The sequence below is a fragment of the Klebsiella sp. MBT K-1 genome (assembly GCF_002556465.1).
GTDB lineage: Bacteria > Pseudomonadota > Gammaproteobacteria > Enterobacterales > Enterobacteriaceae > Klebsiella > Klebsiella grimontii.
In genome coordinates, this window is the sequence record NZ_PDEL01000003.1 from 171,542 (window position 1) to 186,395 (window position 14,854).

Below are 14,854 nucleotides of genomic sequence, written 5' to 3' on the forward strand. Positions count from 1 at the left end.
CATCGGCGACGCATGTACACCCGGATAATGTGTATAGTGGATTGCAGGATTTTTCTCCAGAACAGGTTATCCGACATGCTGACCTCTTTTAACGTTTTAACGCCGGGCAATATCCGCTTTGGGCGCGGCCTTGCTTGTAGCGCTGCGCCCTGGCTCGCCGGACGTTGCGCACAGATACTGCTGGTTCACGGCGCCAGCCTGACGCGCGCAGAGTTTTTGTTAAGCGAACTCCACGCGCGCCAGCTGCACGTCACTACGCTCTCTATCGCCCATGAACCCAGCCTGCAGGACATTGAACGGGGCGTTCGTCTGGCGCGGGAAAAAGGCGTCGGGGCGGTGGTCAGCCTCGGCGGCGGCGCGGTCATTGATGCGGGCAAAGCCATTGCGGCGCTGGTGCCCGCTCAGGGACCCGCGATTGAATATCTGGAAGTGGTGGGCTCCGGGCGCCTGTTAGAGGCCAATCCGCTGCCGTTCGTCGCCATTCCCACCACGGCCGGTACCGGGGCGGAAGTCACAAAGAACGCGGTGATCAACGTCCCTGAACAGCAGCGTAAAGTCAGCCTGCGCGATGACCGCATGCTGCCGGATCTGGCGATTATCGACCCGTCGCTCACCGACAACGCGCCGCGCGCGGTGACCTTAGCCTCCGGTCTTGACGCCATCACCCAGGTGATTGAGCCGTGGCTGTGCGCCCGCGCCAATCCGTTTACCGACGCGCTCTGCCGGGAGGCGATCCCGCGCGGCATCAAAGCGCTCAGAACGCTGATGATAAAAGAGTGCCCGGATAGCCGCGATGAGATGGCATGGGTCAGCCTGTGCGGCGGACTGGCGTTAGCCAACGCCGGCCTCGGCGTGATTCACGGTCTGGCAGGCCCCTTAGGCGGTCTGAGCAACGCCGCCCACGGCGCGCTTTGCGGCAGCCTGCTTCCCTTCGGCCTGGCGCTCAATGAAACCCAGGTTAGCGACGAAAAAATCCGCCAGCGCTTTGCCGACGTACGCCAGTGGCTGGCGGCGGGGCTGGACGTCGACCCGAACAACGCCTGGGAGAGCCTGCGCGAGTGGAGCCAGCGCGCCGGGCTGGGCAACCTGCGCGAGCTCGGCGTCCCCCGCGAAGCGCTGGAACCCGCGGCCCTCGCCGCCAGCAGTTCATCATCGATGAAGGCTAACCCGGTCATGCTGACCAGCGAGCAGCTGCTGGAGATGCTGGAAGCCGCGTGGGAGTAATGGCTTTATTGCTAAAGCGCCCGGAAATTTAGATTTTGTTGCAAAACGAAATCTCCGAATTTTTTGGCGCAATACGAAGCGGTTAAAATGGTTTTAATGCGCCAGGTCAAATAGTTAAAGCAGAAACCTCGAGCTGAAGGCTTAGAACAAAGCGTGATCTACCGCACACTTCTCTTTTCGTTTCCCGCTGCGAATGTCTAAGCTTAATAGACAGGTCGGGCGCGCCCGGCATCCTCTACTGACGCAATCCGGAGGTCCGTACCACTATGTTCAGCCAGAAATTACGCAACGTTGATGACGATGAGCTCAGGATCGAAAACGATCCGTGCTACGAAGCCGATCCGTATGAGTTAAAGCTGGATGAAATGTTCGACGCCGAACCCGAACCGGAGATCATTGAAGGGCTGCCCGCCTCGGATGCCCTGACCCCTGCCGATCGCTATCTGGAACTGTTCGCTCACGTCCAGAAGTCACGCATTTTCGCCGATAGCAAAACCTTCCCTGACTGCGCGCCGAAGCAGGACCCGCTGGATATTTTGATTCACTACCGTCGCGTAAGGCGCACTCCCGGATTCGATCTCCGCCAGTTCGTTGAAGATCACTTTTGGCTGCCGGATAGCCGCGCCGAGGATTACGTCTCCGATCCTAATCGATCGTTAAAAGAGCATATTGATAACCTGTGGCCCGTGCTGACCCGCGAGCCGCAGGATCATATTCCCTGGTCGTCGCTGCTGGCGCTGCCGCAGTCATATATCGTTCCCGGCGGCCGTTTTAGCGAAACCTACTACTGGGATTCCTACTTCACCATGCTGGGGCTGGCGGAAAGCGGCCGCGAAGATCTGCTGAAGTGCATGGCCGACAACTTCGCGTGGATGATTGAAATCTACGGCCATATTCCCAACGGCAACCGCACTTATTATCTCAGCCGCTCGCAGCCCCCGGTCTTTGCATTGATGGTTGAACTGTTTGAAGAAGATGGCGTCCGCGGCGCTAAACGGTACCTTGACCATCTGCAGATGGAGTACAGCTTCTGGATGGACGGCGCGGAATCGCTGATCCCCAATCAGGCCTACCGCCACGTGGTGCGTATGCCGGACGGCTCGCTGCTAAACCGCTACTGGGACGATCGCGATACGCCGCGCGATGAGTCATGGCGGGAAGATGTCGAAACGGCAAAACACTCCGGCCGCCCGCCGAACGAGGTCTATCGCGACCTGCGCGCCGGAGCGGAATCCGGCTGGGACTACTCCAGCCGCTGGCTGCGCGATATCACCCGGCTGGCGAGCATCCGTACCACCCAGTTTATCCCCATTGATTTGAACGCCTTCCTGTTCAAGCTGGAGAACACCATCGCCAACCTCTCCGGCCTCAAGGGCGATCGGGAAACAGAGGCCGCGTTTCGCCAGAAGGCCAGCGACCGCCGGGCGGCGGTGACCCGCTATCTGTGGGATGACGAGAGCGGCTGTTTTCGCGATTACGACTGGCGCCGCGAGCAGCTGGCGCTGTTTTCCGCCGCCAGCATCGTCGCGCTCTACGTCGGCATGGCGACCCATGAACAGGCCGACAGGCTCGCCGACGCGGTACGCGCCCGTCTGCTCACTCCGGGCGGTATTATGGCGACCGAATATGAAAGCGGCGAACAGTGGGATAAACCCAACGGCTGGGCGCCGCTGCAGTGGATGGCGGTACAGGGTTTTAAAATGTACGGCCAGGATCCGCTCGGCGATGAGATAGCGCAGAGCTGGCTGCAAACGGTGAATCATTACTATAAACAGCACTACAAGCTGATTGAAAAGTACCATATCGCCAGCGCCACGCCCCACGAAGGCGGAGGGGGTGAATATCCCCTCCAGGACGGCTTCGGCTGGACCAACGGCGTGGTGCGCCGGCTTATCGGCCTGTACGGCGAGCCGTTGTAAAAGCGCGCTATTCCCGGGGTCGATGTCCTGCTATGTTCATGGCATCGACTTTCGCCGGAACTCTTGCCATGCCTGAACTGGTTACCCCACGCCTGCGCTGCTCGCCGCTGCAGCTTGACGACTGGCCCTTTTTTCTCAGCCTACAGCAAGACCCCCAGGTCATGCTCTACGTCGCGGATCCTCGCCCGGTAGCGGAAATTCGCGACGCTTTTGATTCGCGGCTTCCCGCGTGGTCGCCGGGGGCGACCCACTGGCTGTGCCTGGTGGTACGCGACCGCTATACCCACGCCCCCCTTGGCCTCACCGGTTATCATCACCATGCCCCCGACAGCGCTGAAGCGGGTTTTCTGTTCGCTCCCCATGCACAGGGCAAGGGTTACGGCTATGAATCTCTGCGCGCGCTATGCGATTACGCCTTCTCCACGGGCGGCATCCGGCGGCTTACGGCAACCGTCACCGCGGGCAACCTGGCATCCAAAAATCTGCTCCAGAAGGTGGGTTTTCACCAGGAAGGCGAGCTACGCGAATGCTACTGGCTCAACGGTCGCTGGCACAACGATTGGCTTTTTGGCCTGCTGCGCCGCGATTACAACTAGCCTGGGCCATCTGGCGAATAGGGGGCGACGGGCTTTTCCTCTACACTACAGGCCGACAACAGAGGAAGGCAATAAATGTCCCCAACGATACCGCCGCTAAGCCTGCAGGGCCTTGAGTTTATTAAGCGCGCCCAGGGATTAGCGCTCGTCCCCTATCGGGACGAAAGCGGCCTGCGCGTGATTGGCTACGGCCATGTTCTCAACGACTATGAAACGTTCAGCCACTTCACGCGCGAGGTCGCGGAGACCTTACTTACTGTGGATCTACTGCAATGCCAGCGCGAGCTTAAGCGCAGCCTGCGGGTTACGCTTAATCAAGCGCAATATGATGCGCTGGTCTCTTTAGCCTTTAGCTGCGGGGCGGCGTCTCCGGCGCTTAATATTGTTTTGACCCATCTTAACCATCAGCGGTTCGCTGAAGCGTTGAACGCATGGGGAAATATTCGCAGCGGCCGCGAACAGCGGCGCGAAGAGTGCGCACGATTCAAAGCCTGCACCGATTAAGTTTCGCTAATGCTATTAAAAATCATCGCCGCCTGGGTACGATTCTTCACGTTAAGCCGGCGATAGAGCGACTCAAGATGGGCCTTTACCGTGCCGACGCTAATATTTAACGTACGGCTAATCTCTTTATTTGAATCACCGGCGGCCAGCAGCTGTAAAACCTCACGCTGGCGCTGGCTTAAATGAACCCATTTATTATCCCGCGCTTCCGCCGTCATTAGCCAATCGCTCGGTAGACGGAGCAGTCCCAGCAGGACGCTGTTGATCGCCTGAGCGAAAGTTTGCAAACCTTCCTCGCGTTGCACGATGCCCCGCACATTGTAAGGCAGCGCGCGCTGTAGCCAGCTCTTATTATTGTCAGAAACAGTCAGCAGTACCTGAGATTGCGGGAAGCGAAGCTGTTTTTCCTGCAACAACCAACAACAAAACTCGCTGTGCATATCACCATCCAGAATGAGCAGCGCGTCAGGGTGCGCCGTCAGCATCTGCCAGAGCTGTTCAGGCTGACAGGTGCCAAAAAGATCAATTTCGGGAATGTATTGCTGAAGGCCAATTTTCATGCCATGAATAAATATCGACTGCCTGTCAAACATGATTACCTGCATGGATTTATCTCCATCAAAGAAATGCCCGATTTAATCAGGGGGAGGGGAATATCAGCAAGTAAAATAAGCGCTCGCTGTTTGGCCCGGGGCATTTTACCGATAGAGAGAATTAACTAAATATCATAACAATGAATAGTTACAGGCCTTGTTGATACCATTACTCATTCACAATAATTATTACACTTAAATTAAGGAAATCCTTAATTACCGGGCAAGAAAAGAATAAACACAATATTAATTTTTCTATTTTAAACGAACCCGGAAACGCAGGCGATGGCAAAATCAGGAATGTATGTTACGGAGTAAGAAAACGCATGAAATGCGCGTTGCCCCGCCATCATCGATGGCGGGGCGCTCGATCACAAAAACATCCCGCCTGACACTTCTACGCGCTGGGCGTTCATCCAGCGCAGGTCATCGCTCAGTAGCGCGGCGATGGCATCGCCAATATCATCCGGAAGCCCTACTCTTCCCAGCGCCGTTTGCGCGGCAATATGCTGATTCACCTGAGCGTTATCCCTTACGACGCCGCCGCCAAAATCGGTTTCAATCGCGCCAGGCGCGATGATATTGACCGAAATTCCGCGTGCCCCTAGCTCCTTCGCCTGATAGCGCGTCAGCACCTCCATCGCGCCTTTCATTGAGGCATAGGCCGCGTAGCCCGGCAGAGCAAAACGCGCCAGCCCGCTGGAAACATTGAGGATCCGCCCCCCGTCCTGCAATAACGGCAGCAGGCGTTGGGTGAGGAAGAACGGCCCCTTAAACTGGATGTTCATTAATTCATCAAACTGCGCTTCGCTGGTTTCAGCAAAAGGAATATTCAGACCGATTCCGGCATTGTTCAATAAATAGTCGAAGGTATCCCGTTTCCAGCGCTCCTGCAGCACCTCCGCCACCTGCTGAGCAAAAGCGTCGAAACTGCCGACATCACCGACGTTTAACGGTAATGCCGCGGCTTTCACGCCCGTTCGCTCAATTTCAGCCACCACGTCCAGCGCAGCCTGCTGGTTGCTGCGCCAGGTCAGAATAATATCAGTTCCCTTCGCAGCCAGCTTCAATGCGGCGTTTTTTCCCAATCCACGGCTGCCGCCGGTGACTAAAGCGATACGTTGTATCATCAGAAAACCCCTTCTCGGTTGCATTTGCAGAGTTAAAGAGCTTATTAGCTGCTATAAAAACAATAAATATGGCAAATTACGTTTTACTGTTTCCCGAAGAACAACAATAGGCCGCCGGGATGGATAAAATTCACGCAATGCAGCTGTTCATTAGGGTAGCGGAGCTGGAAAGTTTTTCCCGCGCCGCCGACACCCTTGGCCTGCCGAAAGGGAGCGTATCGCGCCAGATTCAGGCGCTCGAGAGCCACCTTGGCGCTCGCCTGCTGCACCGCACGACCCGCCGGGTGCAGCTGACCCAGGACGGCATGGTCTACTACGAACGAGCCAGAGACCTGCTGAGCAATCTTGAAGAGCTCGACGGTATGTTTCAGCTCGACCCCTCCAGCATCAGCGGGCGTCTGCGGGTTGATATGCCCGTCGCAGTGGCGAAAAAGCTGGTCATTCCGCAGCTGCCGGCGTTTTTGCAGCAGTATCCGGGCATCGAACTGGAGCTCAGCAGCAGCGATCGGTTAGTCGACGTGGTCCGCGAGGGCTTTGACTGCGTGGTGCGCGTCGGTACGCTGAAAGATTCCGGGCTGATCGCGCGGCCGCTAGGCAAGCTCACGCAAATTAACTGCGCCAGTCCGCAGTACCTGACGCGCTTTGGCTATCCGCAGTCGCTGGACGATCTCGCGGATCATGCGCTGATCCACTACGCCAGCAATCTGGGCGTTCGTCCGCTCGGATTTGAAGTGGTCAGCGATGGCGCGGTTCGCTGGGTTAAAGCGGGCGGCGTGCTTACGGTCAATAGTACCGAGACCTATCAGGCGTCGTGTCTGGCCGGACTGGGGATTATTCAGGTTCCACGGATAGGCGTTCGCGAAATGCTGCGCACCGGCGAACTGATCGAAATTCTTCCCCACTACCGCGCCGAACCGCTGCCGGTGTCGCTCATTTACCCGCACCGGCGTAATCTCTCGCGGCGGGTACATCTGTTTATGGAGTGGCTCGGCGGGATGATGAAAAACTATGTTGATTAGTCCGCATGATGAAAAATCCGTATTTGAGAGGGTGCCGATATTTTCTGCCGGATGGCGGGTGAGGCCTGAATAAGAATAAAAAATCAACTATATCATTGCATTATCAACTTCCCGCAGGCCTGGACAATGGCAGAAGAGCGCGCTTCAACCGCTCTCGGATTCATAGACCCGATGGCCCCGGTACGCCTTATCCGCGATTTTACGTATATAATTTTGATGAATACCGCTGTAAAAAAGGAAGAAATAATTTATGACGCCGGAAAACGACGCTCAACGCCCAACCGAGGATCCGGGCCAGCAGCCGGATAAAAACAAAAGCGCGATGGCTGCGATAAACGACTCTACCGTGGCGAAAAAAGCCAACCAGGCGCTGAAAAGCGTCACCGGAACGGCGGAAAAAGTTCAGCGTAACCATATGGTCGCCCATATCATCCGCGCCGCGGAGCGCTTTAACGACAGGCTGGGTAATCAGTTTGGCGCGGCAATCACCTACTTCTCGTTTTTATCGATGATCCCAATTCTGATGGTCTCTTTTGCGGCCGCCGGTTTTGTTCTCGCCTCGCATCCCACGCTGCTACAGGACATCTTCGATAAAATCCTGCTGAACGTTAGCGACCCGACGCTGGCGGCAACGCTGAAAAATACCATCAATACCGCCGTACAGCAGCGTACCGCCGTCGGTATCGTCGGCCTGCTGGTGGCGCTCTACTCCGGCATTAACTGGATGGGCAACCTGCGTGAGGCCATCCGCGCCCAGTCGCGCGACGTCTGGGAGCGCACGCCGCAGGATCAGGAGAAAATCTGGGTCAAATATTTCCGCGACTTTATCTCGCTGATCGGCCTGCTGGTGGCGCTGGTCATTACCTTGTCGATCACCTCCATCGCCGGCTCGGCCCAGCAGATGATTATCTCGGCGCTTTACCTTGATTACATTGAGTGGCTGAAACCGGCGTGGCGGCTGATTGGCCTGGCGATTTCCATCTTCGCTAACTATCTGCTGTTTTTCTGGATTTTCTGGCGGCTCCCGCGCCACCGCCCTCGCCGCAAGGCGCTGATTCGCGGCACTCTGATTGCGGCCGTCGGCTTTGAGATAATCAAAATCATCATGACCTGGACGCTGCCGGCGCTGGTGAAATCCCCCTCCGGGGCGGCGTTCGGCTCGGTGTTGGGGATAATGGCCTTCTTCTATTTCTTTGCCCGCCTGACGCTGTTCTGCGCCGCATGGATTGCCACCGCCGAATATAAAGACGACCGCCGGATGCCGGGTAAAGCCCACGACTAAATCATTATTGGGCTGAATAAAAGACGCAAAATTCAGCCCAACCTGGCATTTCAGCATATAAATCCAACATGTAACTTTTATTTAACCTAAACCTGGTTTTATTGACCATTATTTGAATTATGTGAAGCATTTCATAGAAGTTATTTTTCTGGCACAGAAATTATTCACTTTTTGCCTATTTTTTAACCTCCCCCGCCCCTTGTTACAGATTGAAATGTCCCCAAGGCTGTGGCTATATGGCCTTTCGTTCGCAAAAAATAAGAAAGATCTATGCAAGCCACAGCCACCACACTCGACAACGCGCAGGACACCGTTCCGGTTAACTCACGCAATAAAGTCGTCGTCGCCTCACTCATTGGCACCGCCATCGAGTTCTTCGACTTCTATATCTACGCCACCGCGGCAGTTATTGTATTTCCACATATATTCTTCCCGCAGGGCGATCCCGCCGCCGCGACGCTACAATCGCTGGCCACCTTCGCTATCGCCTTTATCGCCCGCCCTATCGGCTCCGCGGTATTTGGCCACTTCGGCGACCGCGTAGGCCGTAAAACGACTCTGGTGGCCTCGCTGCTGACGATGGGGATCTCTACCGTGGTTATCGGCCTGCTGCCCGGCTATGAAACCATTGGCATTATGGCACCGGTGCTGCTGGCGCTGGCGCGCTTTGGCCAGGGGCTCGGCCTTGGCGGCGAATGGGGCGGCGCGGCGCTGCTGGCGACGGAAAACGCTCCGCCGCGCAAGCGCGCGCTGTACGGCTCTTTCCCGCAGCTGGGCGCGCCGATTGGCTTCTTCTTCGCTAACGGCACCTTCCTGCTGCTCTCCTGGCTGCTGACCGACCAGCAGTTTATGGAGTGGGGCTGGCGTATGCCGTTTATCTTCTCCGCCGTGCTGGTGATTATCGGCCTGTACGTCCGCGTTTCGCTGCACGAATCGCCGGTATTCGCTAAGGTTGCCGCCGCGAAGAAACAGGTCAAAATTCCGCTGGGCACGCTGCTGACCAAACACGTCCGCGTGACGGTGCTCGGCACCTTTATCATGCTGGCGACCTACACGCTGTTTTACATCATGACCGTCTACTCCATGACCTTCAGTACCGCCGCCGCGCCGATTGGCCTCGGTTTGCCGCGTAACGAAGTGCTGTGGATGCTGATGATGGCGGTTATCGGTTTTGGCGTGATGGTGCCGGTTGCCGGCCTGCTGGCGGATGCGTTTGGTCGTCGTAAGAGCATGGTGGTGATCACTACCCTGATCATCCTCTTCGCGCTGTTTGCCTTTAAACCGCTGCTTGGTTCCGGCAACCCGCTGCTGGTCTTTGCCTTCCTGCTGATTGGCCTGAGCCTGATGGGGCTGACGTTTGGCCCAATGGGCGCGCTGCTGCCGGAGCTGTTCCCGACGGAAGTTCGCTATACCGGCGCATCGTTCTCCTACAACGTCTCGTCGATCCTCGGGGCGTCCGTGGCGCCGTATATCGCCGCCTGGCTGCAGGGCAACTACGGTCTGCCTGCGGTCGGACTCTATCTGGCCGCCATGGCGGCGCTGACGATGATCGCGCTGTTGCTGACTCACGAAACGCGCCACCAGTCGCTGTAATTCTCCGCTCGCTCCCCTGACCATCCGGCCAGGGGAGTCTCCTTTCCGACTATTTTTTCATCTGCGACAGTATGGTCCGGCACTGATTCGCCTCGCCTTCGGCGGGTGAGATCAGCGCCAGCAGCGCGGCGGCTGGCGTCACCAGCGTCGCCAGCGCTGCCGCCACCGCGCCGCGCGCAATCAGCGGACCCGCCTTCACGCCCGCGTTCGGCGACTTAAAGCTGCCGCGAACGTACAGCGGGGAACGCAGGGTGATAATACGAAAGCCCTTACTCTCCGGATCGATAGTGAGGTCCAGCTGCTCCGATGCAAAGCTGGCGGTCCCGGTGACGTTGATCAGCGCGTTTTCGGTATCAAACGCGAACACCTGCGGCCGGGCGACGCCGTTGACCACGTCGATATTGGCCGCCGCGCAGTTTACCCGCACCTCATCGTCGCCAAAGATCTGCCCGATGATATAGTTACCGACGTTCAGACCGAGGATTTCCATCAGGTTGCGGCTGATTAGCCCGTCGTTCATCAGCAGCTTCAGGTTACCGTTACTGTTGCCCAGCAGCGCGGCGACGGAGTTGCCGGTACCGCGAAGCTGCACATCGCCGTTCATTTCGCCGAGGGTTTTCTGCATCATCTCCACGTTTGGCATCAGCGCTTTCAGTTTCAGGCGGCGCGCCTGCAGGTTCGCCGTCCCCTGCAGCGGTTTTTTATCCCCCTCCAGATGAATGCTGCCGGCAATGGTGCCGTTGGCCAGCCCCAGACGCAGCGGCTGCAGGCGCAGGTCGCCCCGTTCGAGGATCACGTGGGTGGAGAGGTCGCTGATGGGCAGCGTGCCGCCGTGCTCAATGCGCCGCCCTTTAAAGCGCACATCGGCATCCATCACTTGCCACTTGTCGGTTTCAAAGCGGTCATACGGCAACACTTTTCCGGCTGGCTGCGGAGAAGACTCGCCTTTACGCTGTTCGGTTTTGCTCCCTTTGCCGCCGGAGTCGACGCCGATTAGCGGCCCCAGATCCGCCAGCCTTAGCTGCCTGGACTCGAGATCGCCCTCCAGCTTAGGCCGGGGTTTGCCGGTGGTGTAGGTCAGCGAACCGTGGATATCGCTCTCGCCGATACGGCCATTAAAATCCTGATAGGCGAAGCGTGAACCGGCCTTATCCTTGAAGGTGGCCCGTAGATGCCCGTCGGTCGAAAACGCCGGCGTATCCGGCAGCAGCACGCCGGTCAGGTCGTAGAGATCGCCCAGCGAATCGCCGGAAAACTTCAACCGTAGATCGACGCCGCCGAGGTTAAGCGGGTCGCTGACCGTGCCGGTGAAGGCCACCCGGGTAGTGCCGGAACGAAAATCCCCCTGCAGCGGGAACGGCGTACCTTCGCTGCGCAGCGCCAGCATACCGCCGATTTTTCCGTTACCGGCGAGCGGCTGTCCGTTGTAGCTGCCTTTCGCCTGCAGGCCGAAGACGTAATCGCCGACTTTCTGCGACTGCCCTTTCCCCTTTTCACCGGTCACTTCACTAAACGCCAGCGGCTTACCGAGCGGGTCAACCACAATCGTCAGGTCTGCGCGCGACACCTTGTCGTCGATAGCAATCTTGCCGCGGTCAAAAAGAATATTGTCGAGACGGAAAGACCAGCTGGAAGGCGGCGCATCTTTCTCAGACGCCCCCGCCGAGGCCAGGTCGAAGGTCCAGTTGTTGGTCTTCTCCGACAGTCGAATCAGTCGCGCGTCGGGCTGTTCAAGCTTTATCCACGGCAGGTAGACCGTTTTGCTGAGCAGCGCCAGCGGGGCGAGCGTCGCCTCAACGCGCGGCAGGTGCACCATCGTGACCTGTGGGATATCAGGCGGGTTGCCGAGGACGATATCTTCGGCGTGAACGTGCGGCCAGGGGATCCAGCTTCGCCAGCCGCTTTCGCCGGGCTGGCGTTCCCAGACGACGCCCAGATCGCCGCGAATCGCGAACGGGCGGTTCAGCTCGGCCGACACTTTCTGATTAATCGTCGGCTTCAGGCGGTTCCAGTCAAAGGTCGCCAGCACGATAAAAAACAAAACGATCAGTATGACTATCGTTCCAAGAATAATAGCAACGGTTTTTCGGGTTCTGCTCATCCCTTCTGCACTCCTTTTGCGTATCGCCAGTCCTGAATATAGTTGAGAAACGCCAGTTGCTCCGCCGAATGAGGTTTTCGTCACATAATCCGCGCCAGGTCAAAAAAATAATGGAACGTTGTTTTAATATCATTGACCATAAAAGCGGCCCAGCGCACACTAGGGTTAATATTGATTTAATTTCAGGTCATCACTATGTCTAAGAAAATTGCCGTCATCGGCGAATGCATGATTGAGCTGTCAGAGAAAGGCGCGGCGGTAAATCGCGGCTTTGGCGGCGATACCTTAAACACTTCCGTCTACATTGCGCGTCAGACCGACGCCAGCGCGCTGGGCGTGCACTACGTAACCGCCCTGGGAACGGACACCTTCAGCCAGCAAATGCTTGAATCCTGGCAGAGCGAGAATGTCCAGACTGACCTGATTCAGCGCATGGCCGACCGGCTACCGGGCCTCTACTACATCGAAACCGACGATACCGGCGAGCGCACCTTTTACTACTGGCGTAATGAAGCCGCGGCGAAGTTCTGGCTGGAGAGCGAGCAGTCCGCGGCCATCTGTGAAGAGCTGGCGACCTTTGATTATCTGTATCTCAGCGGCATCAGCCTGGCGATCCTTAACCCAACCAGCCGCGAGAAGCTGCTGACCCTGCTGCGCGAGTGCCGGGCGAACGGCGGCAAAGTTATCTTTGATAACAACTATCGCCCGCGCCTGTGGAGCAGCAAAGAGGAGACGCAGCAGGTTTATCAGCAGATGCTGAGCTGCACCGATATCGCCTTCCTGACCCTCGATGACGAAGACGCGCTGTGGGGCGAGAAGCCTGTGGCGGAAGTGATTGCCCGCACCCACGCCGCCGGCGTGGAAGAAGTGGTGGTTAAGCGCGGCGCCGACTCCTGCCTGGTGGCGATTGCCGGACAGCCGCAGCTGGACGTCCCGGCCGTTAAGCTGCCGAAAGAGAAAGTGGTTGATACCACCGCGGCGGGCGATTCCTTCAGCGCTGGCTACCTGGCCGTGCGCCTGACCGGCGGCGATGCTGAGTCGGCGGCCAAACGCGGGCACCTGACCGCCAGCACGGTGATCCAGTATCGCGGCGCGATTATCCCGCGTGAAGCGATGCCGCAGTCACGGTAGCAGAAGAATCGGCGCTGCTGCTTCCCGGCTCGCGCTGCGCTTAGCCAGGCTACTGTCTGGCGCTGGCATCAACCCGGACAAAGCGCGCCAGCGCCGCCGGGAAAATCACTGGGCCAACCCCGAGCAATACGTAAAACAGATTTGCCATTAAATCACCGGATAGCCACGCTATCCGGTTTTGCTTTACTGTACGGGCGGAATATCCGTCGCTTCGTTACGCCCTTGCGCAACGTCACTGGTGCTGCTGGACGTCGCTGCGGCCACCGGCGCTGGCGCCATCAGCTTTTCCCACGTCGCCTGCAGATCCTTCATGTTGTATTCCGGCTCGCCCTGCGGCTGCTGCAATACCAGCGCCATATCCTGCGACAGCTGCTGCCGCAGATACTGGTTCAGCATGTCGACCGTCAGTGAATTGAGAAACTCCTGGCGCAGCTTCTGATACTGCTCGGGCGCGATATCCACCACCTGATTTTGCAACGAACGCATCCGCTGGCTAATCAGGATCCAGGTATCGGTGCGCGCATAGGTGGCGAACAGCTTCTGTAGCTCGAGGTTTTTCTGCGCGATCAGGGCATCAAACTCCTCCTGCGGCAGGCCGTTATCGCGTACTTTCGCCAGCTCGCGCGCTACGGTGGTTAAGTTGGCGTTCAGGCGCTCGCCCGGCGATTCGATATTGATCGCGCACTGGGCGCGCTGATAGAGGACGCGGCAGTCAAAGCCCAGGCCGATATCCTTAATATTACTTTTGCTCAGATTCTGCTGTACGTGCCAGAACAGCGCTTCCCGGGCCAGATCGTCACGCCAGTAGCGCTGTAGCGCTACCGAGTCGCGGATCGGCTGCCACGGCGCATCCCACATCAGCGACAGCTTATCCTGGCGCACCGCATCGGTCATGATGCTGACCGGCGTCGTCGGCAACGGCGACAGCGTAGGAACCGCCACCGGCGTTTCGCGCTTGCCCTTCAGGCCGCCGAACGTTTTGTTGATTTGCTCCGCGACGCTGCGGCTGTCCACGTTGCCGACCACAATCAGGGTCATGGCATCCGGCGTGTACCACTTGTGGTAATAGTCTTTTAGCTGGGCAATATCCACCGGCTGCTTCAGCGGCGCCGCCGGATCGTGCCCCAGCATGGTGGACCCTTTCAGCCGATAGCGCCACCAGCCTTCTTTGGTATCCGCAGGCCAGGTCGCCACCATATCTTCGCCCTGCAGCGCGTGGTTGACCGCTTCCGGGGTGATCGACATTTTACCGCTGGCGCTGGCCAGCCAGCTCAGCGCTTCTTTCAGCAGATCGTTACGGTTATTCGGTAGGCTCAGGTTAAACAAACTGTAGTCATAAGAGACGATGGCGGGCGGCAGAGGACGCTTCGGGTCAATACTCTGCTGCCATAGCGAGCGGGCCTGCATGGTCGGGAGGCCGCCGTTTTGCGTCAGCGCGAGACGCGGGATAAAGTGGCTAAAGCCGCTCTGCTGAGTGCTTTCGCTCAGCGAGCCAATATTCACGGACAGGCGAACTTCGATACGATCGCTGGGACGCTGCGGGGTGGCCAGAACCTGCCACTGAAACCCATTCGCCAGTGTCCCCTGTTGCCAGGCCGGGTCCGGCTGGAGCGCTTCTGCCTGCACATAACCGACCGTCGCCAACATCAGCAAACCACCGGTTAAGAGTCGAATTTTTGTGCCCTGCATGTGAACCCCTGATGAACATTCCTGGTTACAACAGCGGCCCACGGGAGGGCCGCCGAAAAAATATGGTGAGTTA

At 57.9% G+C, this 14,854-nt stretch carries 12 protein-coding genes; 8 read left to right on the forward strand and 4 right to left on the reverse strand.

Translation table 11 applies throughout. From position 1 onward, the window contains the following. Window positions 1-75 precede the first annotated feature (75 nt). The 4 genes from CMQ96_RS05490 to CMQ96_RS05505 all read left to right on the forward strand — a co-directional run bounded on the left by CMQ96_RS05490 (window position 76) and on the right by CMQ96_RS05505 (window position 4,243). Window positions 76-1,224, forward strand: a complete 1,149-nt coding sequence (locus CMQ96_RS05490; RefSeq protein WP_004134263.1) for an iron-containing alcohol dehydrogenase — start codon at window positions 76-78, stop codon at window positions 1,222-1,224. A 266-nt stretch (window positions 1,225-1,490) separates the two neighbouring features. Further along, window positions 1,491-3,143 carry an alpha,alpha-trehalase gene (locus tag CMQ96_RS05495; RefSeq protein ID WP_004134262.1) on the forward strand — a complete coding sequence of 551 codons (1,653 nt, stop codon included), beginning with the start codon at window positions 1,491-1,493 and terminating at the stop codon, window positions 3,141-3,143. Between the two features lie 68 nt (window positions 3,144-3,211). Then, entirely contained in the window at window positions 3,212-3,739 is a 528-nt protein-coding gene (locus CMQ96_RS05500; RefSeq protein ID WP_024359781.1) for a GNAT family N-acetyltransferase, read from the forward strand. 75 nt (window positions 3,740-3,814) lie between these two features. Then, window positions 3,815-4,243, forward strand: a complete 429-nt coding sequence (locus tag CMQ96_RS05505; protein WP_024359780.1) for a lysozyme — start codon at window positions 3,815-3,817, stop codon at window positions 4,241-4,243. On the opposite strand, the gene CMQ96_RS05510 is transcribed toward CMQ96_RS05505, so the two are convergent. After that, window positions 4,240-4,848 carry a DNA-binding response regulator gene (locus CMQ96_RS05510; RefSeq protein WP_098066170.1) on the reverse strand — a complete coding sequence of 203 codons (609 nt, stop codon included), beginning with the start codon at window positions 4,846-4,848 and terminating at the stop codon, window positions 4,240-4,242. The two genes, CMQ96_RS05505 and CMQ96_RS05510, sit on opposite strands and share 4 nt — an antisense overlap. Window positions 4,849-5,207: 359 nt before the next feature. Next, the gene (locus CMQ96_RS05515) at window positions 5,208-5,966 is read right to left on the reverse strand and encodes an SDR family NAD(P)-dependent oxidoreductase (protein ID WP_098066176.1); all 759 of its coding nucleotides are present in this window, start codon (window positions 5,964-5,966) and stop codon (window positions 5,208-5,210) included. A 119-nt stretch (window positions 5,967-6,085) separates the two neighbouring features. Here CMQ96_RS05515 and CMQ96_RS05520 point away from each other — a divergent pair, with 119 nt between their 5' ends. The 3 genes from CMQ96_RS05520 (at window position 6,086) to CMQ96_RS05530 (ending at window position 9,860) form a co-directional block, all read left to right on the forward strand. Beyond that, on the forward strand, window positions 6,086-6,985 hold the full coding sequence (locus CMQ96_RS05520) for a LysR family transcriptional regulator (protein ID WP_024359777.1): 900 nt from the start codon (window positions 6,086-6,088) through the stop codon (window positions 6,983-6,985). A gap of 250 nt (window positions 6,986-7,235) precedes the next feature. Then, the gene (yhjD, locus tag CMQ96_RS05525) at window positions 7,236-8,267 is read left to right on the forward strand and encodes an inner membrane protein YhjD (protein ID WP_004134249.1); all 1,032 of its coding nucleotides are present in this window, start codon (window positions 7,236-7,238) and stop codon (window positions 8,265-8,267) included. Between the two features lie 270 nt (window positions 8,268-8,537). Then, window positions 8,538-9,860, forward strand: a complete 1,323-nt coding sequence (locus tag CMQ96_RS05530; RefSeq protein ID WP_004134247.1) for an MFS transporter — start codon at window positions 8,538-8,540, stop codon at window positions 9,858-9,860. A gap of 49 nt (window positions 9,861-9,909) precedes the next feature. On the opposite strand, the gene CMQ96_RS05535 is transcribed toward CMQ96_RS05530, so the two are convergent. After that, window positions 9,910-11,961 (reverse strand): AsmA family protein, encoded by a 2,052-nt coding sequence (locus CMQ96_RS05535; protein ID WP_098066179.1) that lies wholly within the window; start codon window positions 11,959-11,961, stop codon window positions 9,910-9,912. Window positions 11,962-12,156: 195 nt separating this feature from the next. On the opposite strand from CMQ96_RS05535, the gene CMQ96_RS05545 reads away from it, so the two are divergent. After that, a complete protein-coding gene (locus CMQ96_RS05545) occupies window positions 12,157-13,092 on the forward strand; it encodes a sugar kinase (RefSeq protein ID WP_004134245.1) in 936 nt (311 codons plus the stop codon). 183 nt (window positions 13,093-13,275) lie between these two features. Here CMQ96_RS05545 and CMQ96_RS05550 read toward each other — a convergent pair whose 3' ends face one another. Then, entirely contained in the window at window positions 13,276-14,781 is a 1,506-nt protein-coding gene (locus CMQ96_RS05550; RefSeq protein ID WP_098066182.1) for a pitrilysin family protein, read from the reverse strand. Window positions 14,782-14,854 lie beyond the last annotated feature (73 nt).